The organism is Bartonella propinqua (assembly GCF_047263965.1).
In the GTDB taxonomy this organism is placed as follows: domain Bacteria; phylum Pseudomonadota; class Alphaproteobacteria; order Rhizobiales; family Rhizobiaceae; genus Bartonella.
In genome coordinates this window covers 1-18,961 of record NZ_JBLEBK010000006.1, presented here as the reverse complement: position 1 = coordinate 18,961, position 18,961 = coordinate 1, and the positions used below count along the sequence as shown (strand labels likewise).

At 35.5% G+C, this 18,961-nt stretch carries 13 protein-coding genes, 1 tRNA gene and 1 pseudogene; 10 read left to right on the top strand and 5 right to left on the bottom strand.

What is annotated here, in order from left to right:
• The first annotated feature begins 76 nt into the window (after nucleotides 1-76).
• The 5 genes from ACMFKV_RS05380 to gltX all read left to right on the top strand — a co-directional run bounded on the left by ACMFKV_RS05380 (nucleotide 77) and on the right by gltX (nucleotide 6,842).
• Nucleotides 77-634 carry a DUF2059 domain-containing protein gene (locus tag ACMFKV_RS05380; RefSeq protein ID WP_413154694.1) on the top strand — a complete coding sequence of 186 codons (558 nt, stop codon included), beginning with the start codon at nucleotides 77-79 and terminating at the stop codon, nucleotides 632-634.
• Nucleotides 635-830: 196 nt separating this feature from the next.
• Nucleotides 831-2,222, top strand: a complete 1,392-nt coding sequence (gor, locus tag ACMFKV_RS05375; RefSeq protein ID WP_413154693.1) for a glutathione-disulfide reductase — start codon at nucleotides 831-833, stop codon at nucleotides 2,220-2,222.
• 74 nt (nucleotides 2,223-2,296) lie between these two features.
• On the top strand, nucleotides 2,297-3,676 hold the full coding sequence (locus ACMFKV_RS05370; RefSeq protein ID WP_413154692.1) for a class II 3-deoxy-7-phosphoheptulonate synthase: 1,380 nt from the start codon (nucleotides 2,297-2,299) through the stop codon (nucleotides 3,674-3,676).
• 123 nt (nucleotides 3,677-3,799) lie between these two features.
• A complete protein-coding gene (locus tag ACMFKV_RS05365) occupies nucleotides 3,800-5,461 on the top strand; it encodes an NAD+ synthase (protein ID WP_413154707.1) in 1,662 nt (553 codons plus the stop codon).
• 10 nt (nucleotides 5,462-5,471) lie between these two features.
• The gene (gene gltX, locus ACMFKV_RS05360) at nucleotides 5,472-6,842 is read left to right on the top strand and encodes a glutamate--tRNA ligase (protein ID WP_336288449.1); all 1,371 of its coding nucleotides are present in this window, start codon (nucleotides 5,472-5,474) and stop codon (nucleotides 6,840-6,842) included.
• A gap of 66 nt (nucleotides 6,843-6,908) precedes the next feature.
• On the opposite strand, the gene ACMFKV_RS05355 is transcribed toward gltX, so the two are convergent.
• Together ACMFKV_RS05355 and ACMFKV_RS05350 are read right to left on the bottom strand one after the other, a co-directional pair.
• On the bottom strand, nucleotides 6,909-8,312 hold the full coding sequence (locus tag ACMFKV_RS05355) for a DEAD/DEAH box helicase (protein WP_413154691.1): 1,404 nt from the start codon (nucleotides 8,310-8,312) through the stop codon (nucleotides 6,909-6,911).
• 148 nt (nucleotides 8,313-8,460) lie between these two features.
• Nucleotides 8,461-9,234 carry an NAD kinase gene (locus tag ACMFKV_RS05350; protein ID WP_413154690.1) on the bottom strand — a complete coding sequence of 258 codons (774 nt, stop codon included), beginning with the start codon at nucleotides 9,232-9,234 and terminating at the stop codon, nucleotides 8,461-8,463.
• Nucleotides 9,235-9,446: 212 nt separating this feature from the next.
• Here ACMFKV_RS05350 and ACMFKV_RS05345 point away from each other — a divergent pair.
• From ACMFKV_RS05345 to ACMFKV_RS05335, 3 genes are all read left to right on the top strand, one after another.
• Nucleotides 9,447-9,523: transfer RNA gene (locus ACMFKV_RS05345), tRNA-Arg, on the top strand.
• A 1,329-nt stretch (nucleotides 9,524-10,852) separates the two neighbouring features.
• Nucleotides 10,853-12,391 carry a histidine ammonia-lyase gene (hutH, locus tag ACMFKV_RS05340; protein ID WP_413154689.1) on the top strand — a complete coding sequence of 513 codons (1,539 nt, stop codon included), beginning with the start codon at nucleotides 10,853-10,855 and terminating at the stop codon, nucleotides 12,389-12,391.
• A 537-nt stretch (nucleotides 12,392-12,928) separates the two neighbouring features.
• Nucleotides 12,929-14,317: an amino acid permease gene (locus ACMFKV_RS05335; protein ID WP_413154688.1), complete on the top strand. Its 1,389-nt coding sequence runs from the start codon at nucleotides 12,929-12,931 to the stop codon at nucleotides 14,315-14,317.
• A gap of 898 nt (nucleotides 14,318-15,215) precedes the next feature.
• On the opposite strand, the pseudogene ACMFKV_RS05330 reads toward ACMFKV_RS05335, so the two are convergent.
• Nucleotides 15,216-15,413: pseudogene (locus ACMFKV_RS05330) on the bottom strand (tyrosine-type recombinase/integrase); the annotation flags it as partial.
• Nucleotides 15,414-15,574: 161 nt separating this feature from the next.
• On the opposite strand from ACMFKV_RS05330, the gene ACMFKV_RS05325 reads away from it, so the two are divergent.
• Nucleotides 15,575-16,495 (top strand): type II restriction endonuclease, encoded by a 921-nt coding sequence (locus ACMFKV_RS05325; protein ID WP_413154687.1) that lies wholly within the window; start codon nucleotides 15,575-15,577, stop codon nucleotides 16,493-16,495.
• On the top strand, nucleotides 16,488-17,531 hold the full coding sequence (gene dcm, locus ACMFKV_RS05320; protein WP_413154686.1) for a DNA cytosine methyltransferase: 1,044 nt from the start codon (nucleotides 16,488-16,490) through the stop codon (nucleotides 17,529-17,531). Before ACMFKV_RS05325 ends, dcm begins: the two co-directional genes overlap by 8 nt.
• Nucleotides 17,532-17,566: 35 nt before the next feature.
• Here dcm and ACMFKV_RS05315 read toward each other — a convergent pair whose 3' ends face one another.
• Both ACMFKV_RS05315 and ACMFKV_RS05310 read right to left on the bottom strand, forming a co-directional pair.
• Nucleotides 17,567-18,604 (bottom strand): tyrosine-type recombinase/integrase, encoded by a 1,038-nt coding sequence (locus tag ACMFKV_RS05315; RefSeq protein ID WP_413154685.1) that lies wholly within the window; start codon nucleotides 18,602-18,604, stop codon nucleotides 17,567-17,569.
• Between the two features lie 7 nt (nucleotides 18,605-18,611).
• Nucleotides 18,612-18,830 (bottom strand): hypothetical protein, encoded by a 219-nt coding sequence (locus tag ACMFKV_RS05310; protein WP_413154684.1) that lies wholly within the window; start codon nucleotides 18,828-18,830, stop codon nucleotides 18,612-18,614.
• Between the last annotated feature and the right edge of the window lie 131 nt (nucleotides 18,831-18,961).

The window sequence follows — 18,961 nt, the reverse complement described above, 5'->3', positions numbered from 1 at the left end:
CAATAAAAGGCGTTAAAAGTTTCAGGTGGAATAACGGATTTAAATTATAATTAATAACTATCGGGGTAATCATTAAATGAAAATAATATTTTCTTTTCAGCGTTTTGTAGCATATTGGGGTGCAATTGCCGTTTTGGTTGCAAATATTGGAATGGTTCATGCACATGATGTGAGTGACAAACATTTGAGTTCAGCTAGAAAGGCGATCAGTGCCATTCATGCAACTGATCAGTTTGATAGCTTTTTACCAACTGCGGCACGTGATCTCAAAAATGAACTGACAAGTGACAATCCAAATTTAGCAACTGTTATTTCTAAGATTGTTGATAAACATGCGCTTGCTTTGGCTAAACGGCGTTCTGATTTGGAAAAAGAAGTTGCTCATATATATGCAAAATATTTTACTCAGGAAGAGCTTGATGCAATTACGGCATTTTATACTTCTGACACTGGTAAAAAGTTTTTAACGGAAGTTCCAAGCATTGCGCGTGACGCTTATTCTACATTTAATGTATGGAGTTCTGCTGTTCTACAGGATCTTATAAAAGATGTGAAAAAGGAGATGTCTGAAACACTAAATGTAGATAAAACCATTTCACCTACAACACCAAGCTCTTCAAAAAATCCAAAATAGCTTGATTCATGTTATTCCAAGAATGAGCTTTCCCTTGTTTATTAAAAAAACGGCGGTTTTCCGCCGTTTTTAATGAAAATAGCTTTTAAAAGTATTGCTTTATATAGAAAGTGATACTTTGAAAATAAATAAGGACTTTCATTTTATGATAAATGACAATAGCCTGTTGTTTTAGACGTATAAGAAGGAATAGTTCGTGGGATCTTTTGATTTTGATTTATTTGTTATTGGAAGTGGTTCTGGTGGGGTACGAGCTGCGCGCCTTGCTGGAGGACTTGGTAAACGCGTCGCGATAGCAGAAGAATATCGTGTAGGGGGCACTTGCGTTATCCGTGGTTGTGTTCCTAAAAAGCTATATGTTTATGCGTCACAATATGCGCGAGAGTTCAATAAGAGCATTGGTTTTGGATGGGAATATGCAAATCCCATTTTTAGTTGGGAAAAATTAGTCACAGCTAAAAATAAAGAAATAACAAGGTTAGAGGGGCTTTATCGTAAAGGGTTACAAAATAACAATGTCCATATTTATGAAAGTCGTGCTGTCTTTATAGATGATCACACACTAGAGCTCTCTGCGACAGGTGAGCGGATAAGAGCAGAAAAAATTTTGATCGCGACGGGGGCAAAAACTGCACCAAATACTGCTATCAAAGGCAGTAATTTGTGCCTTACTTCTAATGAAATTTTTGATCTTAAAAAATTACCAAAATCAATAATAATTGTTGGGGGTGGGTATATTGGTATTGAGTTTGCTAATATTTTTCATGAATTAGGTGTAAAAACAACACTACTCTATCGTGGTGATTTAATCCTTCGTAACTTTGATTATGATTTGCGACAGTTGCTTAGTGATGCAATGATTGAAAAAGGAATTTCTATTATCTATGAGGTGAATGTTTCTCAAGTTCAAGCTACAGAGAGTCATTATGATGTTGTTTTATCAAATGGGCAAACTATCAGTGCTGATCAAGTTATGTTAGCTACAGGACGTGTGCCAAATACAGAAGGTTTAGGACTTGAGCGGGCAGGAGTTAAATTGGACGAGTTTGGTGCAATTGTTGTTGATGAAAAAATGACGACAAATGTACCTCACATTTGGGCTGTTGGTGATGTAACAGGCCACGCTCAATTGACACCTGTTGCTATCCATGATGCAATGTGTTTCATTAAAACCGTATTTGAGAATACTCCCACCGTACCTGATTATGATTTAATTACAACGGCAGTTTTTTCACAGCCAGAAATTGGAACAGTTGGTCTTTCAGAAGAAGATGCGGTGCATCGTTATAAACGTCTTGAAATTTATCGTACAACTTTTTGTCCTATGCGTAATGTCTTCTCTGGAAGTTCAGAGAAAATGTTTATGAAGTTAGTTGTTGATGGTGAAAGTCGTGTTATCGTGGGAGCACATATCTTAGGGGATGGTGCTGGTGAGATGGCGCAGCTTATTGGAATATCTCTTAAGGGGAAACTAACCAAAGATGTGTTTGATGATACTATGGCAGTGCATCCAACTGTGGCAGAAGAATTGGTAACGATGTATAAACCAAGCTATGTATATGAAAATGGGAAAAAAGTGGAAAGTTAAACGGCAATTATTATGGTAAATAATAAAGCTTTTGATGTTACAAGCTATAAGTTTAAGCTCTGGAGAGAAGTGCAATGATAAAAGAATGGGCGCCTAACTCTTGGAGAGCAAAGCCAATTAAACAAGTTCCAAATTATCCAGATAAATCTGTTTTAGAAGATATTGAGCAAAAATTGCGCAGCTATCCTCCTTTGGTTTTTGCTGGTGAGGCACGGAGTTTAAAAAATGAATTAGCAGCAGTTGCAAAAGGTCAGGCTTTTTTATTGCAAGGTGGAGATTGTGCTGAAAGCTTTGCAGAGCATGAAGCAGATAATATCCGTGATTTTTTTCGTGTGTTTTTGCAGATGGCAATTGTTTTAACTTTTGGGAGTTCTAAGCCAGTCGTGAAAGTCGGTCGCATTGCTGGTCAGTTTGCAAAGCCACGTTCTTCTGATATGGAAAGCAAAGAAGGAGTCGAGCTTCCTGCTTATCGAGGAGATATTATTAATGGTATCGAATTTAGCACGGATTCTCGTATTCCTGATCCACGACGGATGTCGATGGCTTATCGTCAGTCAGCAGCAACGCTTAATCTTTTACGCGCTTTTTCACAAGGTGGGTATGCTAATTTAGAAAATGTCCACACATGGATGTTAAGTTTTATTTCTAGTAGCCCACAAGGTGAGCGTTATAAGCTATTGGCAGAGCGTATTTCTGAAGCAATTGATTTTATGCGCTCTATAGGAATTACGTCCAAAACGAACTCTTCATTACGTGAAACACCTTTTTATACTAGTCATGAAGCACTTTTGCTTGGTTATGAAGAAGCTTTAACACGGATTGATTCAACTTCTGGAGATTGGTACGCAACCTCTGGTCATATGTTGTGGATTGGTGATCGCACGCGTCAGATTGATCATGCTCACGTCGAATATTGCCGCGGTATTAAAAACCCTATTGGGTTGAAGTGTGGTCCTTCCATTGAGCCTGATGAACTTTTAAGCTTGATTGATATTCTGAATCCTGAAAATGAGTCAGGTCGGCTGACTCTTATTACTCGTTTTGGTTATGATAAGATTGAGGAGTATCTTCCAAAATTGATCCGTGCAGTTAAGCGCAAGAATCGTAAAGTTATATGGTCATGTGATCCAATGCATGGCAATACAGTTACCATAAATGGTTATAAAACGCGCCCTTTTGATTATGTTTTAAAGGAAGTAGAAAAATTCTTTTCAATACACCGTGAAGAAAGAACTTATCCAGGTGGAATTCATATTGAAATGACGGGTTGTGATGTAACAGAGTGTACAGGTGGTGCACATGCTATTTCTGTAGAAGATTTATCTAATCGCTATCATACGCATTGTGATCCACGATTAAATGCAGATCAAGCATTGGAATTAGCTTTTCTTGTTGCTGAACTTCTTAAGAAAAATCGTGATACTGATTTATTAGCTATAGGTATGAATGGCTAAACAGAAAATTATATAAACATTTTATTATTTTAGGTATTTATGGGTGGATTTTTGAAAAAGTGGATATTTTGGTGATTACAACAGAGCTGTGATTACCAAGCTGATGAGATGATACAAAAACTTATGAAAAATGATTTTCGAGTAGTGGTTGCCCAATTAAATCCTGTTGTTGGCGATATTGAGGGAAATTTTTCTCTTGCAGTGATGGCGCATCAAAAAGCTAAAGAAGAGGGGGCTGATCTTGTTTTATTCACGGAGCTTTTTATAAGTGCTTATCCTCCAGAAGATCTTGTTTTAAAACCCGCTTTTACAAAAGCATGTGAAGGTGCTGTTAAAAAATTAGCAAAGATAACAGAAGGGGGACCAGGAATTGTAATTGGTATCCCACTAAGGCATAACGGCAAGATTTACAATGGTGCTATGCTTCTTGATGCAGGACAGATAGTATCTGAGATCTTGAAGTTTGATTTACCTAATTATGCTGAGTTTGATGAAAAGCGCGTATTTTCTCTAGGTCCACGTCCTGAGCCTATTATCTATCATGGAATAAAATTGGGAATAGTGATTTGTGAAGATATTTGGAATGATTCCTCTATTTGTGCAGAGCTTAGCAATAAAGGAGCTGAAATTATTCTTGTCCTTAATGGATCTCCTTATTGTCGTAACAAAGCACTAAAACGTATAGAGGTTGTTCGTGCACAAGCTATTCAATCCAGTGTGCCGATTATTTATGCTAATCAAGTTGGTGGTCAGGATGAATTGGTTTTTGATGGAGGATCTTTTGCGTTGAATGAGCAGGGGAAAACAGTGTTTCAAATGAAACATTTTAAAAGTCATATTGCCTTGAGTCATTGGCAACGAAAATTTACTGGATGGCACTGTATTTCTGGTCCAAGTGAAGATCTTCTCAATGGATTAGCTGCTGATTATCAAGCTTGCGTGTTGGGCTTAAGAGATTATGTCAAGAAAAATTGCTTTAAGGATGTTGTTCTGGGTCTTTCAGGAGGAATTGATTCTGCGCTTTGTGCTGCAATGGCAGTGGATGCACTTGGCGCTGAAAGAGTTTGTACTGTAATGATGCCCTATCATTATACTTCGCAAGAATCATTGAAGGATGCTAAAGATTGTGCACATTTTTTAGGATGTCGTTATGAAATATTATCGATTGCGCAACCTGTTGAGGTTGTTTTAAATACAATGGCGCCTGTTTTTTTAGGGCTACCATCTGATACTACAGAAGAAAATCTTCAAAGCCGTATACGTGGAACTATTTTAATGGCTTTTTCGAATAAATTTGGCTCAATGGTGATAACAACAGGCAATAAGTCGGAAATGGCTGTAGGATATGCGACTCTTTATGGTGATATGAACGGAGGATTTAATCCCATTAAAGATATTTATAAAATGCAGGTCTATGCATTAGCTGAGTGGCGCAATAAAAACCATTTGCAGAATTTTAAAGGACCAAAAGAGATTGTAATTCCACCCAATATTATAGAAAAAGCACCTTCCGCAGAGCTTCGAGAAAATCAAAAAGACGAAGATTCTCTTCCTCCTTATCCTATTCTAGATGATATCTTGCAATCTCTTATAGAAAACGACATGAGTGTTGATGATATTGTTAAACGTGGACATTTAAGAGAAACGGTTGAGAAAATTGAACATCTTCTTTATTTAGCAGAATACAAAAGACGACAATCTGCACCTGGTGTAAAAATTAGTTATAAGAATTTTGGACGTGATCGTCGTTATCCTATCGTCAATCATTTTCGTGATAAAAGTTGAGCATTATTAAATGATAAAAGTTCGTTTTGCCCCATCTCCAACAGGTTATATCCATATTGGTAATACTCGCACTGCATTATTTAACTGGCTTTATGCACAAGCGAATAATGGAGTATTTATTTTGCGCTTTGATGATACAGATGTTGAGCGCTCTAAACAAGAGTATGTTGATGGTATTATGGTTGACCTTGAATGGCTTGGTATAAAACCAGATGAAATTTATTACCAATCTAAACGTGTGAGTCGATATCATAAAGTTGCGGAAACTTTAAAACAAAGCGGTCTTCTTTATCCTTGTTATGAAACGGCAGAAGAATTGGAACGGCGCCGCAAAATTCAGCTTTCACGCAAAAGACCTCCTGTTTATGATCGTGAAGCATTAAAATTAACACCAGAAGATCAAAAAGCATTTGAAGATCAAGGTCGTAAACCTCATTGGCGTTTTCTTTTACCTAATTTTGAAAATGATCCATTGCACACAAAACGAACGGAAGTTTATTGGGAAGATATTGTAAAGGGGAGACAGACGATTGATTTGGCTTCTCTTTCAGATCCTGTTTTAATTCGTGAAGATGGAAGCTATCTTTATACGCTACCTTCTGTGGTTGATGATATAGATATGGGGGTTACACATATTATTCGTGGTGACGATCATATCACTAATACAGCTGCACAGCTTGCTCTTTTTGAAGCTCTTAAGGTAAATCCGCCAATGTTTGGTCACATTAATTTATTGACTACAGTTTCAGGAAAAGGATTTTCAAAGCGTGATGGTGATCTTTCCATTCGCTCTTTACGGAAAGAGGGAATGGAATCTATGGCTGTTCAGTGTCTTGCTGTTTTGATTGGAACATCACAAAATGTACATGCTTATCCCAATCAAGCAGCTCTTTTAGAGCATTTTAATCTTCAAGATACGTCAAGATCGGTTGCAAAGTTTGATGTTGCTGATCTTTTTGCTTTGAATAGTCATCTTGTCCATGAATTAACTTATGAGGAAGTTAAAACTCGGCTTAAAAAGCTTTCTATTGATGGGGAAAAGGCAGAATGTTTTTGGAATACGATAAGAGGTAATATTGATAAGGTGGATGATGCTGCTTTGTGGTGGAAAATTATTTATGGGGATCAGAATTTTAATACAGTTGCGCTTGAGGATCGTGCATTCGTGCATCAGTCGATTGATTTTTTACCTGAAGGTGCATTGAATGATGATAGCTGGAAAGTGTGGACAACAGCGTTAAAAGAAAAAACAGGTCGTAAAGGGAAAGCTTTGTTTATGCCGTTACGTCAAGCACTAACTGGAATGGATCACGGTCCTGAAATGGGAAAGCTTTTGCAACTTTTAGGGCGTGAGAAGGTAATAAAAAAGTTGACTATCTAAAGGGATGAAACCAGCAATACGGAAGATTGTAGAAATTTTTCTGTATTATCAAGCCAAGTATTTAATTTAATTGCGGATTTTGATAAGCATGAATGCTGGGATATCATCACCAAATCCAAGGAAAGTGTGATTTTTATTTTTCCGAGTACGATGTCGTTCAGGTGGGATCTCTTTTTTATTGGTGTTTTCAGTGCAGTCTGCTTTGTCATCTTTTAAGGATTTTTTCACTTGTACAATCTCTCTTTTTCGAAGAGTTTTCTTTGATGATTTTGCAGGCTTTGTTTTTGAAACGGCATCATTGTCTTGATCATTGGTCATTAAGGTTGATAAGTCTCCATTCAACCATTCAATTTTTTCGTTGCTTATTTCTTCAATGGCGCTGATATATTTTTGATCAGCTTTTGTGACAATCGTAAAAGCTTTTCCGCTACGATTTGCACGTCCTGTACGACCAATGCGATGAATGTAGTCTTCAGCGTGCGTAGGAACATCATAGTTGAAAACATGACTGACAGCTGGAATATCGAGCCCACGGGCAGCAACATCAGATGCAACAAGAAGTGTGAGTTTATTGTCTTTAAAATCAGTCAATGTATTCATACGTGAGTATTGGTCCATGTCTCCGTGAAGTGCACCTACACTGAAATTATGTCTGACGAGAGATCTAAAAAGTTCAGAAATATCTCTTTTTCGGTTACAGAAAATAATAGCATTTTTAAGTTCATCGCCTTCATTGTGGATAAGATCTCGCAAAACAGCTCTTTTATCCCATGCTTTACTTCCAGATTTAACAAGTCGTTGTGTGATTGTTGTTGCTGTTGAGGATGCTTTTGTTACTTCAACAGATACAGGAGAATGTAAAAATTGCTTTGTCAATTTCGTAATTTCTGGCGCCATTGTTGCTGAAAAAAACAAAGTTTGACGCGTGAAGGGGGTTATTTTACAGATGCGTTCAATATCAGGGATAAACCCCATATCTAACATGCGATCAGCTTCATCAATAACAAGAATTTCAACACCCATTAGAAGTAATTTGCCACGCTCAAAATGATCAAGGAGACGTCCTGGTGTTGCTATAAGAACATCGGCACCCCGCTCAAGTTTACGCTCTTGGTGTTCAAAAGAAACACCGCCAATTAAAAGTGCGACATTTAAACGATGATTTATCCCGTATTTATCAAAATTTTCTTTAACTTGGGCTGCAAGTTCCCGCGTTGGTTCTAATATGAGAGTTCGCGGCATCCTTGCTCTTGCACGACCTTTCTCAAGTAATGTGAGCATAGGTAAAACAAAAGAGGCAGTTTTCCCAGTCCCTGTTTGAGCAATTCCTAAAACATCCTTTTTTTGAAGAACATGAGGAATGGTTCTACTCTGAATAGGCGTTGGAGCTGTATATCCCGCTGATTTTACTGCTTTAAGAACCTTTGCGGAAAGACCTAAATCATCGAAACTGTTTAAAGGTGATATCATTTTTCCTGTCAATTGCTTTGGAATTTTAACCTAGTTATTTGAATTGTTAGCAAGATTAAACATTCTGCATCATTAAAGATGGTTAAGGCGCATTTACAAAAAAGTCAACTATAACGGACATATATGTATAAAAAGCATAATACAATAATTAATAGCGAAATTGTTCTGATAAAATACGTTCGTCCCACGAATGGTTAGAGTCAAAAAGGATTGAAGCTGTTACTTCAGCAGCTGATGCAATGGTAACTGAGCGAACAGATTTAACTTCAACATTATCGGCTGCAGCATTTACAGGACGTTTATTGGGTTCGAGCATATCAAAGCGTACTGTTACTGTATTGGGAAGCAGTGCTCCATGCCAGCGTCGAGGACGAAAGGGACTAACGGGGGTAAGTGCCATAAGGGGAGCCATGAGAGGCAAAATCGGTCCGTGTGCTGACAAATTATATGCAGTAGATCCTGCTGGTGTAGCAACGAGGATACCATCACAACTTAATTGTTCCATGCGTACGTTACCATCAATGCTGATCCGAATCTTAGCTGCTTGATAAGACTGACGAAAAAGAGATACTTCATTGATTGCAAGTGCCTCAACATAACCTTGATATTCAGATTCTGCAATCATGCGCAGTGGATGGATTTCTTTTTTATGTGCGACAGCAATGCGGTTTGGCAGCTTTTCTTCATGAAATTCATTCATAAGAAAACCTACAGAGCCTTGATTCATACCATAAATAGGTTTTCCAGTGTCCATAACATCTCGCACTGTTTGTAACATTGTTCCATCGCCACCAATCGCAATAACAACATCAGTTTCTTCAAGAGAAGAGTGACCATAAATGGAAATTAATTTATTCGTAGCTTTAATGGCTTCTTGAGTTTCAGCGGAAATGAAATGAAAACGGCTTGGTAAAGTAGTCATTAAAAATTATCCTGATATATTTGTAACTTATTTCTAACTTACTTTTTTAGAATTTTGAAGTTATAATAAAAGTTGTATAGGATAAGAAGATTGCAGAATTGTATAAATCATAAACGCGTATTTTAAATATTTCTTTCGAAATGACAATTCATCATTGAAGCTGAGAGTATGATCGGTTAAAAGACTACAGCTGATTTTGAAATCAGCCATAAGCACCCGTAGCTCAGCTGGATAGAGCGCTGCCCTCCGAAGGCAGAGGTCACAGATTCGAATTCTGTCGGGTGCACCACTTTATTTTTTAAATGATAATCAATAGGTTAATCATTTTTATTTTTTTAAATTCACTCAATAACCCTTTTTTGTTACATGATCTGAAATACTCAGTTGCTATTAGCTAACTTTGGCAAATCCAGAAATATGTGCTTTATCAGTAACATTAGCATTTCCATATTGATCATCTTCACCAGTTTCAGAGCTCGCCATAAATTTAAATATTATCGTAAATCATAATAACATTACTGCGAATTTTGAGAGTATTGCCAATCACCGCATTTTGTAAACTTTAGCATTTTTAGATACCTACACATTCTCTTTGTGTTGCAGAATGCTATTTAAGCACCTATTTTTCTCTTCGTAGTAGTAGCAAAGTTTCTGTAAGCTTTAATTTGATATAATATTATGCCATCATAATTTATTTTTTTCTGTAAACAATATTGAGGTATATATGTACACGATCCTTTCATATTTACTTTTGGCAAGCTGTTTACAATTTTATATATTTTTTACGTCTTCCATACTGACAGCGATAATTCGTAAGATAAGCATTTTTCATAATCTCAAAGCTCAATTATTTGTATTTTTTGTAATGAGGTAATCTTTATTCACTGTAATAGTTTTACGCTTCATCATTCATTTTAGTTCTGAAGCAAATTTGCTATTGATGGTTTAATCATAGACTCCCTTTGTAAAGGACAGTGCTTTGATTATTGATATTTTTTCCAGCTACTACTATGCCTTAAGCTATTTTGTTGAGCGCGTGGTACTGGTACTGTTTCATGAAAATTATCCAGTAATTTTATTCACTCATTCGTATAAACAAAATATTATACTTATCATAATATATATATTGAATAATATAAATTAAAATTTTAAATAAATTTATATTAATTAAATTTGAATATTTGATATTAATTTAAAAAATATATCTTTTTTTATTAATTTTATGTTTTATAATAAATAATATGATTATATATCGTATGTAATTTTAATTTTTTGATAATTAATCTTGCTAAATTAATTATGTATAATCATCATAATTATAAAATAAATTTTTTTAAATTTGGTAATTAATAAGAAAATTTTATTCGAATTTAGAATCAATTAATCGTATTAAATATTATTTATGTGATATTTTCGTATTTTTATTTCTATGATGCGCTAAAAAAGGTAATAAAAAAGTATTTATATTTAGTAAATGAAAAAATTGGTAAAATTTATTTACCTAATTGGTTTTAAACCATCATATAAATGTTATAAAATCATTGTACTCTTTTTTGTTTTATAGAATAAACAAATGACGTTCAAGGTATTATACTTTAAATAAATAAGAAAGAAAATTATGACTATTATACTAAATCCAAGTAAGGTAACGCTTAACGAACTTGAGGCTGTTTATTTAAATGGTGAGGTAAGCAAACTTCATAGTGATACGCATTTCGCTATTAAAAAAGGCGCAGAACGTATTGCTGAAATTGCAGCTGGGAGTGAACCAGTTTACGGCATTAATACTGGTTTTGGCAAACTAGCTTCGATTAAAATTGATACAAACGATGTGACTGTTTTACAAAAAAATCTTATTTTGTCACATTGTTGTGGTGTAGGGACGCCTTTAGCGGAAAATGTTGTGCGTTTAATCATGACCTTAAAGCTTATTTCGCTGGGGCGAGGGGCTTCTGGTGTTCGTTTAGAATTGGTGCATTTATTAGAAAATATGCTTGAAAAAGGAGTTATTCCTGTTATCCCTGAAAAAGGATCAGTTGGTGCATCAGGTGATCTTGCACCGCTTGCTCATATGGCTGCTGTTATGATGGGAGAAGGAGAAGCTTTTTTTCAAAATACGCGCATGAGTGGGGCAGCTGCTCTAGAGAAAGCAGGGTTATCTCCTATTGTTTTAGAAGCAAAAGAAGGTTTGGCTCTTATTAATGGTACTCAAACATCGACAGCACTTGCCCTTGCGGGTCTTTTTCGAGGTTATCGGGCATTGTGTGGTGGACTTCTTGCAGGGGCATTGACAACAGATGCTATTATGGGTTCAACAGCACCGTTTCATCCTGATATCCATATTTTACGTGGTCATTATGGGCAAATTGTTGTATCGCAAACACTAGAACAGCTTGTAGAGGGGTCAGGAATTCGGGATGCGCATTTGCGTGATGATAGCCGTGTGCAAGATCCTTATTGTATACGTTGTCAGCCACAGGTTATGGGTGCGTGTTTTGATGTTCTTACTGCAGCAGCAAAAACACTTATTATTGAAGCAAATGCAGTTACAGATAATCCTTTAATTTTAAGTGATGGTACAGTTGTTTCGGGCGGAAATTTTCACGCTGAGCCTGTTGCATTTGCGGCTGATCAGATTGCTCTTGCTTTATGTGAAATAGGGGCGATTTCTCAAAGACGCATTGCTCTTATGGTTGATCCAGCAATTTCTTATGGACTTCCAGCTTTTTTAGCACAAAACGCGGGTCTTAATTCAGGTTTTATGATTGCTGAAGTAACAGCAGCTGCTTTAATGTCTGAAAATAAACAAATGGCACATCCTGCATCGGTTGATTCAACACCAACTTCAGCAAATCAGGAAGATCATGTTTCAATGGCTTGCCATGGCGCTCGTCGATTATTGGCAATGAGTGAAAATCTTTTTACTATTATTGGTATTGAAACGCTTGTTGCTGCACAAGGAATTGAGTATCGCGCTCCTTTAAAAACAAGCGCTTCATTGCAGTCTGTTATGGAGCGTTTACGCAAAGATATTGATACTCTTAAGGCAGACCGCTATATGGCTCCAGATCTCCACAAAGGGCATTTACTTGTGAGTGAAGGACACTTATTATCCATTTTGCCAGAGACAATTTTTCCACAGCTAGAAGCAAAATAATATTTATTGTGAAGTCAAATAAAAAGGAGAGACACTTAATTTTGAGGTTTCCTCACATAGAATTTTGAAGCTCGATGATATATTTGAGCATTGTAATGAATATGCCATTTATTGATTGGTGGCATATTCATCCTTTCTATGACAAGTTGGTGATGTTATTATAGTTATGCAGAGAAATTTTTATCACCATGTTGAGCGTTTGATGATACTTGCTCCTAAAAAATTTTTTTGCTAAATGCAACAAGCGTTAAATTTGAGCGCTGTGATGATATGTGAAAAGTATCCTCAATTGTAGAAATTGAGAAGACAAAAGGGAGCCATTTTTTTTGTTAAACATCCATTGCATTCACCGTTTAAAATAAAATTATGCGTTTTAGCCGTGATGATGCTGTTCTATTTTATGAAAATGAAGCAATCAAAATTGCAAGTTCTTCAGATTCATTAGAGGTTTTTTGCACTTCGATTGGCTTTGATGTTTATTAATTTATGAATTTTATCTTTATGAAGGGGGTGGTCGCGTTTTAAATAAGGCAAAAAATGGTAAAAAATGAACTTAAACGAGGTATGAGTAAGCGCCAAGTTATTTTTTTAGCCCTTGGCTCTGCTATTGGTACGGGTCTTTTTTATGGGTCTGCACAAGCGATTAGGCTTGCGGGTCCGAGTGTTTTAATTGCTTATTGTATTTCTGGTTTAGTTATTTTTATGGTTATGCGAGCTCTTGGTGAAATGATTATTCATAATCCATTGCCAGGTTCTTTTGCCCGTTATGCTGCAAACTACATATCACCATTGGCTGGTTTTTTAACAGGATGGACGTATGTCTTTGAGATGGTTCTTGTTGGTTTGGCCGATATTACAGCTTTTGCAACTTATATGGGATTTTGGTACCCTGATGTTGCTCCTTGGATGTGGGCACTTAGTATCACACTGATCATTACTGGTATTAATTTGGCAGCAGTAGAAGTATATGGTGAGCTAGAGTTTTGGCTCTCTTTTATTAAGGTTATTGCTATCATTGCTATGATCGTTTTAGGAGTAGCAATTATTTTATTTGGTTGGGGCACAAGTACAGTTTCCTCTACTGTTAATATTCATAATTTATGGAAAAATGGTGGTATTTTTCCCAATGGCTGGTTTGGTTTTTTAGCTTGTTTTAGCGTTGTTGTCTTTGCTTTTGGTGGCATTGAAATCATTGGGATGGCAGTGATGGAAGTGCAAGATCCTCATTATACTATTTCAAAGGCAATTAATTCTACTCCGATTCGTATTTTGCTTTTTTATATCATGACTTTAGCTATTTTAATGTCACTTTATCCTTGGAATGAAATTGGTCTTATGGAAAGTCCTTTTGTTTCAATTTTTGAAAACCTTGGAATTTCATCAGCAGCTAATGTTTTGAACATTGTCGTTGTCACAGCAGCTATTTCGGCGATGAATAGTGGAATGTATGGTGCTGGTCGTATGATACATGGGCTATCGCATGAGGGTTATGCGTTAAAGAAGTTTCAATATTTATCAAAAAACGGTATACCAATTTTTGTTATTTTACTCATCTTGGTCGTTTTTCTTTTTGGAGTTTTTCTTAATTATTTATACCACGACCGACTTTTTTTTCTTATTGCAGCAATGGCTACTTTTGCAACAGTTTTTGTTTGGATGATGATTTTACTTTCACAAATTTTTATGCGGTTAAGAATGTCTCAGAGAGTACAGCGTGATTTAAAATTTCCAATTCCATTATGGCCAATAGGGTCGATTTTTTCTATTTTGTTTATGATTTTTATTTTTGGTTTGTTATGGTTTTTTGATGATACGCGACCAGTTTTAATTATAGGTATCAGCTGGATTCTTTGGCTTGTTATTTGCTTTTATACACTTAAATTTTTTAATTCGAGAAAAGAGAAAAGTGCACCAAAGTATGAATAAAGATTTATTCAAAAATGAATAATTGACGATTGCATAATGAAATAACGTTCGCTAATTTTATCATTTTATTTTGGAGCTATTTGTATGTTGTCGCCTTATGGTGGCTGGAAAGTTATGTAAGTGGAAACAGTCACCAAGTTAATAGGTGACTGTTGATGATTTGCAATATCATGAAATGCTATAAATAGAGCTACCTAATAAAATGATAAAGGTGCGGGAGGCAAGCTTTTTTACCAGAGGCAAGAATATTGTGAGGGATAATATAAATTTCTTCAACTTATTGATTGAAATAGTGCTCTTTATAGAGAGGTACATTACAAGAAGTGCCATTACTATCCTGATTCACATCAGGTTTTATTGCAAAAAAAAATTCAGAGTGAACCAGTTAATTTTTTCATTTTTTTCTAAGTTAAAATGTGGAGTCTAAATTTTTTTTTGGGTAGCTATACGAAAATTATAAAAATTTAATAATCAACGTAAATACGCTCATTAATAGCTGTTTAATGCAAGCAGATTTTCTGCAATAAAGTGGAAAGTGGAATTGCTGTGAGAATTTTAAAGCTCAAACTCTTTCTATTTATAAGTTTAGTACAACCATTTTAAAAAGAAATGTTAAAAAGCGTTGGAAGTGTCTTTATGATAAGACAGAAAAACAAATTTGAATATTGTCATCTTTAATTTATTGATTCTGATATGATGAACGATAATCTCTATATCATCTAATCACTTAACTGCTTTGTTTTTAATTATAAAAAAATACGCGACTAAAATTAATTTACTATCTTTATAAAAAAGGAATGGTGGGCGTGACAGGAGCGAATAAAGTTATTAAAATCAATGGGTTATTATAAGGTGAGGGAATTGTATGGTTATTGATTCTATTAGTTTTTTTAGCATCCTATCCCTCACTTTTTTGAAGCTTTTTTATCGCTTCTAGAGAAAGTTTTTTACAGTCAGCACTCTTAGTGTAAAGAGATGCCATACTGTCATTTGTCCATCCGAAGAGTGCCTTCATTTGTGAAAGTGTTGTACCTGAATTGGCAGCACGTGTTGCTGCTAATTTTCTTAATCCATGTGCTGATTCAAAAAAGCCTGCTTGTGCGTACGTTCGATAAAATTTTTTTATGAGTTATTGTCTTTATTTTGTTTGCAAAGTTGTAAAGATAAACAGAAAATCAACTTGATAGTTGTTTCTATTTTTAGCAACGTGCTAATTAGCATCATATTAGATTCTATATTTATTTACAGAGATTCAAAATGGCGCAATCCTCCTCCTTAAATATATCTTCTTTTCGATTAAATGAAGATCAAAAAAAAGAATTCAAAAATTATTTAGAGAAAAAAAGAAGTTCACTCGTACCTTCTAATAAAGAAATATTGGAATCAGTGATAAAAAAAAATAAAAATACTATATTTGATTATCTTTCGAATGATAAAATTTCTGACACCATTCTTTTTTTAAGAGAAGAGGCTTATACAACTCTTTTGGAAAAGGAAGCGATTTTTAATGGTATTGTTTTTAGAGAAATAGGAAAAAAATTCGGCATTCGAAATTCAAAAATAAAACATTTGGCTGATGTTTTTTTTGAGTTCAATGCTACTAATAAAGGCATTTTTTTTGAAAAGTTAATGGAAACGTTTGGCAATTATACTGAGATTATGGGTCCATATCTTTACAGCTTTTGTGTAAGTAATACACAAGCAAACAGATCGCGAGCTGGAGCAACATTTGAAAACATTATATATTATTTATACAATTATTTCAGCTATTCGTTTGCTTCACAAAGTGTAGTGAAGAATGAAATAAAGAAAGTTTTTGGTAAATCAAATAATAGTAGTAGTCCCGTTGATTCGATTTTGCCTGGTATTGAAGAATTTAGACAATGCCCTGAAGAGGTTATAATTGGTTCAATAAAAACCACCTTACGAGAGCGTTGGCAGGAGGTTGTGGAAGAAAAGCATCGATTAGGAGTTAATAGTATTTACTTATTGACTGTTGATGGTACCATGAGCGAAAAAAAGCTACAGCAGATATCTGAGATGGGTATTGTTTTAGTTGTTTTAAAAGAAATCAAAAATAGAGAGTGTTTCAAACGTAATCTCGATGTTATTGATTTTGAGGAATATTTTTTGGAAAAAATTCCAAAGGTTTTTAATTTTTGGAGAAAAGATGCTTAAAATCATCGATTTATTTGCTGGCATTGGAGGAATAAGATTGGGTTTTGAGCAGGCTTTCAGCAAGTCTGGTGTGCAGTGTGTTTTTACATCTGAAATTGATGCTCATGCTATACAGACGTATCAAACTAATTTTGGTAATGAATTTATTCATGGTGATATTACACAAATTAACGAATGCGATGTACCAGAACACGATGTTTTGTTAGCGGGGTTTCCGTGTCAGCCTTTTTCTCAAGCAGGCTTAAAAAAAGGTTTTTCTGATACGCGAGGGACTTTGTTTTTCGATATAAAAAGAATTTTATCTTATAGGAAACCTCAAGCGTTTTTACTCGAGAACGTTAAGCAATTAAAGGGGCACAATAAAGGACAGACTTTAAATACAATTCTGCATCATCTTAGAGATGTTGGGTATAGTGTGTTTTATGATGTGCTCAGAGCGCGTGATTTTGGTGTTCCTCAAAATCGAGAGCGTATTTATATTGTTGGTTTTTCTGATTCATCTGTAAAATTTAAGTTTCCAGATCCTTTGTTGGTGCAAACGAGAGTAGGAGATATTTTAGAAACTAATGTTTCTGATAAATATACGATTAGCGATAGACTGTGGGATGGACATCAGCGTCGGAAAAAACAAAATAAAATAAATGGCAAAGGTTTTGGTTATAGTTTGATAGACCAAAATTCTTCGCATACTAACACCATATCTGCACGATACTACAAAGATGGCAGTGAAATTTTGATAGCTCAAAGTGACAAAAATCCTCGAAAATTAACACCTAGGGAAGCTGCGAGATTGCAAGGATTTCCAGATAATTTTGCAATACCTGTGTCAGATGTACAAGCGTACAAACAGTTTGGTAATAGTGTTTCTGTTCCTGTTATTCGAGCTATAGCTAATGAAATGAAAAAAGTATTGAAAGCAAACATCAAGATTTCTGAAAATTATCAAAATATAAACTCTCATGAACAATTTTCGCGTAGTAAAAAAATTATGCCAAATTTTTTTGCATGTGAAGCGCACCGCAATGGCTTGCTTTGAGATTTATTTATAAGTAAAGTCATAGAAGATTTTTTTTAGTTCTTCTGCAATTTTTTTATCGCTTCTAGAGAAAGTTTTTTACGGTCAGCACTTTTAGTGTAAAGAGATGCCATACTGTCATTTGTCCAGCCAAAAAGTGCTTTTAATTGAGATAAAGTTGCACCTGAATTGGCAGCACGTGTTGCTGCTAATTTTCTTAATCCATGTGCTGACTTTTTTATTCCTGCTGCATTACATGCTTCACGAAATAGATTGCCAAAGCTTTCTTTAGTTAATTTTTTACCTTCTTTACCACAAATGAATGTTTCATCTCCAATAGGATTAGTTTTAAGGATTTCTGTGAGTTCAGGTAAAATGGGAAGAAAGACATCTGTTTGAAATTTACTTTTTTCTGTCTTTAGATGAATAATATTATCTTTTACATCTTTCCAGCCAATGCGTACTGCATCACCACGTCTTAAACCTGTATACAGAAGCACATCGATCCAGACACGTTCATGTGTACCGATCGCCCATTTTTGATAATATTGCTCTATATCTTCTTCTGTCCAAGTAGGAAAGCCATCTTTATTTTTTAGGGGAGGTCTCTTTACTCCTACGGTTGGGTTATTTTCTAAAAGACTTTGATCAATTGCCCATTTAAAAAGACCATTGAGTGCTTTCAGAAAGTTTCTAGCCATTGCTGGTGTTTCTTTGCGTCGTTCAACTCCAGCTGTAATATGTGCTTTTTTGATTTCTCTGTATGGAATATTTCCTATGGAGTCGCATACTTTCATCAAGATAAGTTCTTTTTGTTTTTTGGTACCTTTAGCTAGGCTATGCCAATCGACGCTGTTAAAATATTGTTTGAGAAGCCATGCAAATGAACCTTCAATAAGTTTTCCTACTTTAGGTTTAGGAGGGATGATACCTTGCAATTCAGCAAGCGCTCTTTTGTAACTGTCGATAAACTCTTGCGTTCCGTAAGTTCCGTGTACTCTACGTCGTGATCCATGACCGATACGTACATACCATACAATTTTACCATGCTGGGTGATTTGTTTAACGAGATGAGGGGGACGTGGTTTAGGCATGGGAGTTTCACAGCTTAGAGAGAAGAGCTTCGTAATACTCGTCTTTTGACAACTCTAATAAGCTGTCTGGAGGGGTAGCTGTCTTAGGAACTTCGATTCCAGTTTTAAGATAGATTAACAATTCGCCTGTGGGCTTGATTTCTACAACCTCTGCGCCTTGTTTTTTGGCTTCTCTTAAAGCACGAGCAATCGCTGGTTGGGTTATGGTAGGTTGACGATGAGCCATATCGAGTCTCCTAATTTTAGATGCAATTCACTTGTGACGTGAATCACGCATTTAATGAAAAGTTGTTATGAGAGAGGGCGGGGATGCTAGGGAGGAGACAGCACCCCCATAACGTTAAGCAGCCTTAGTCA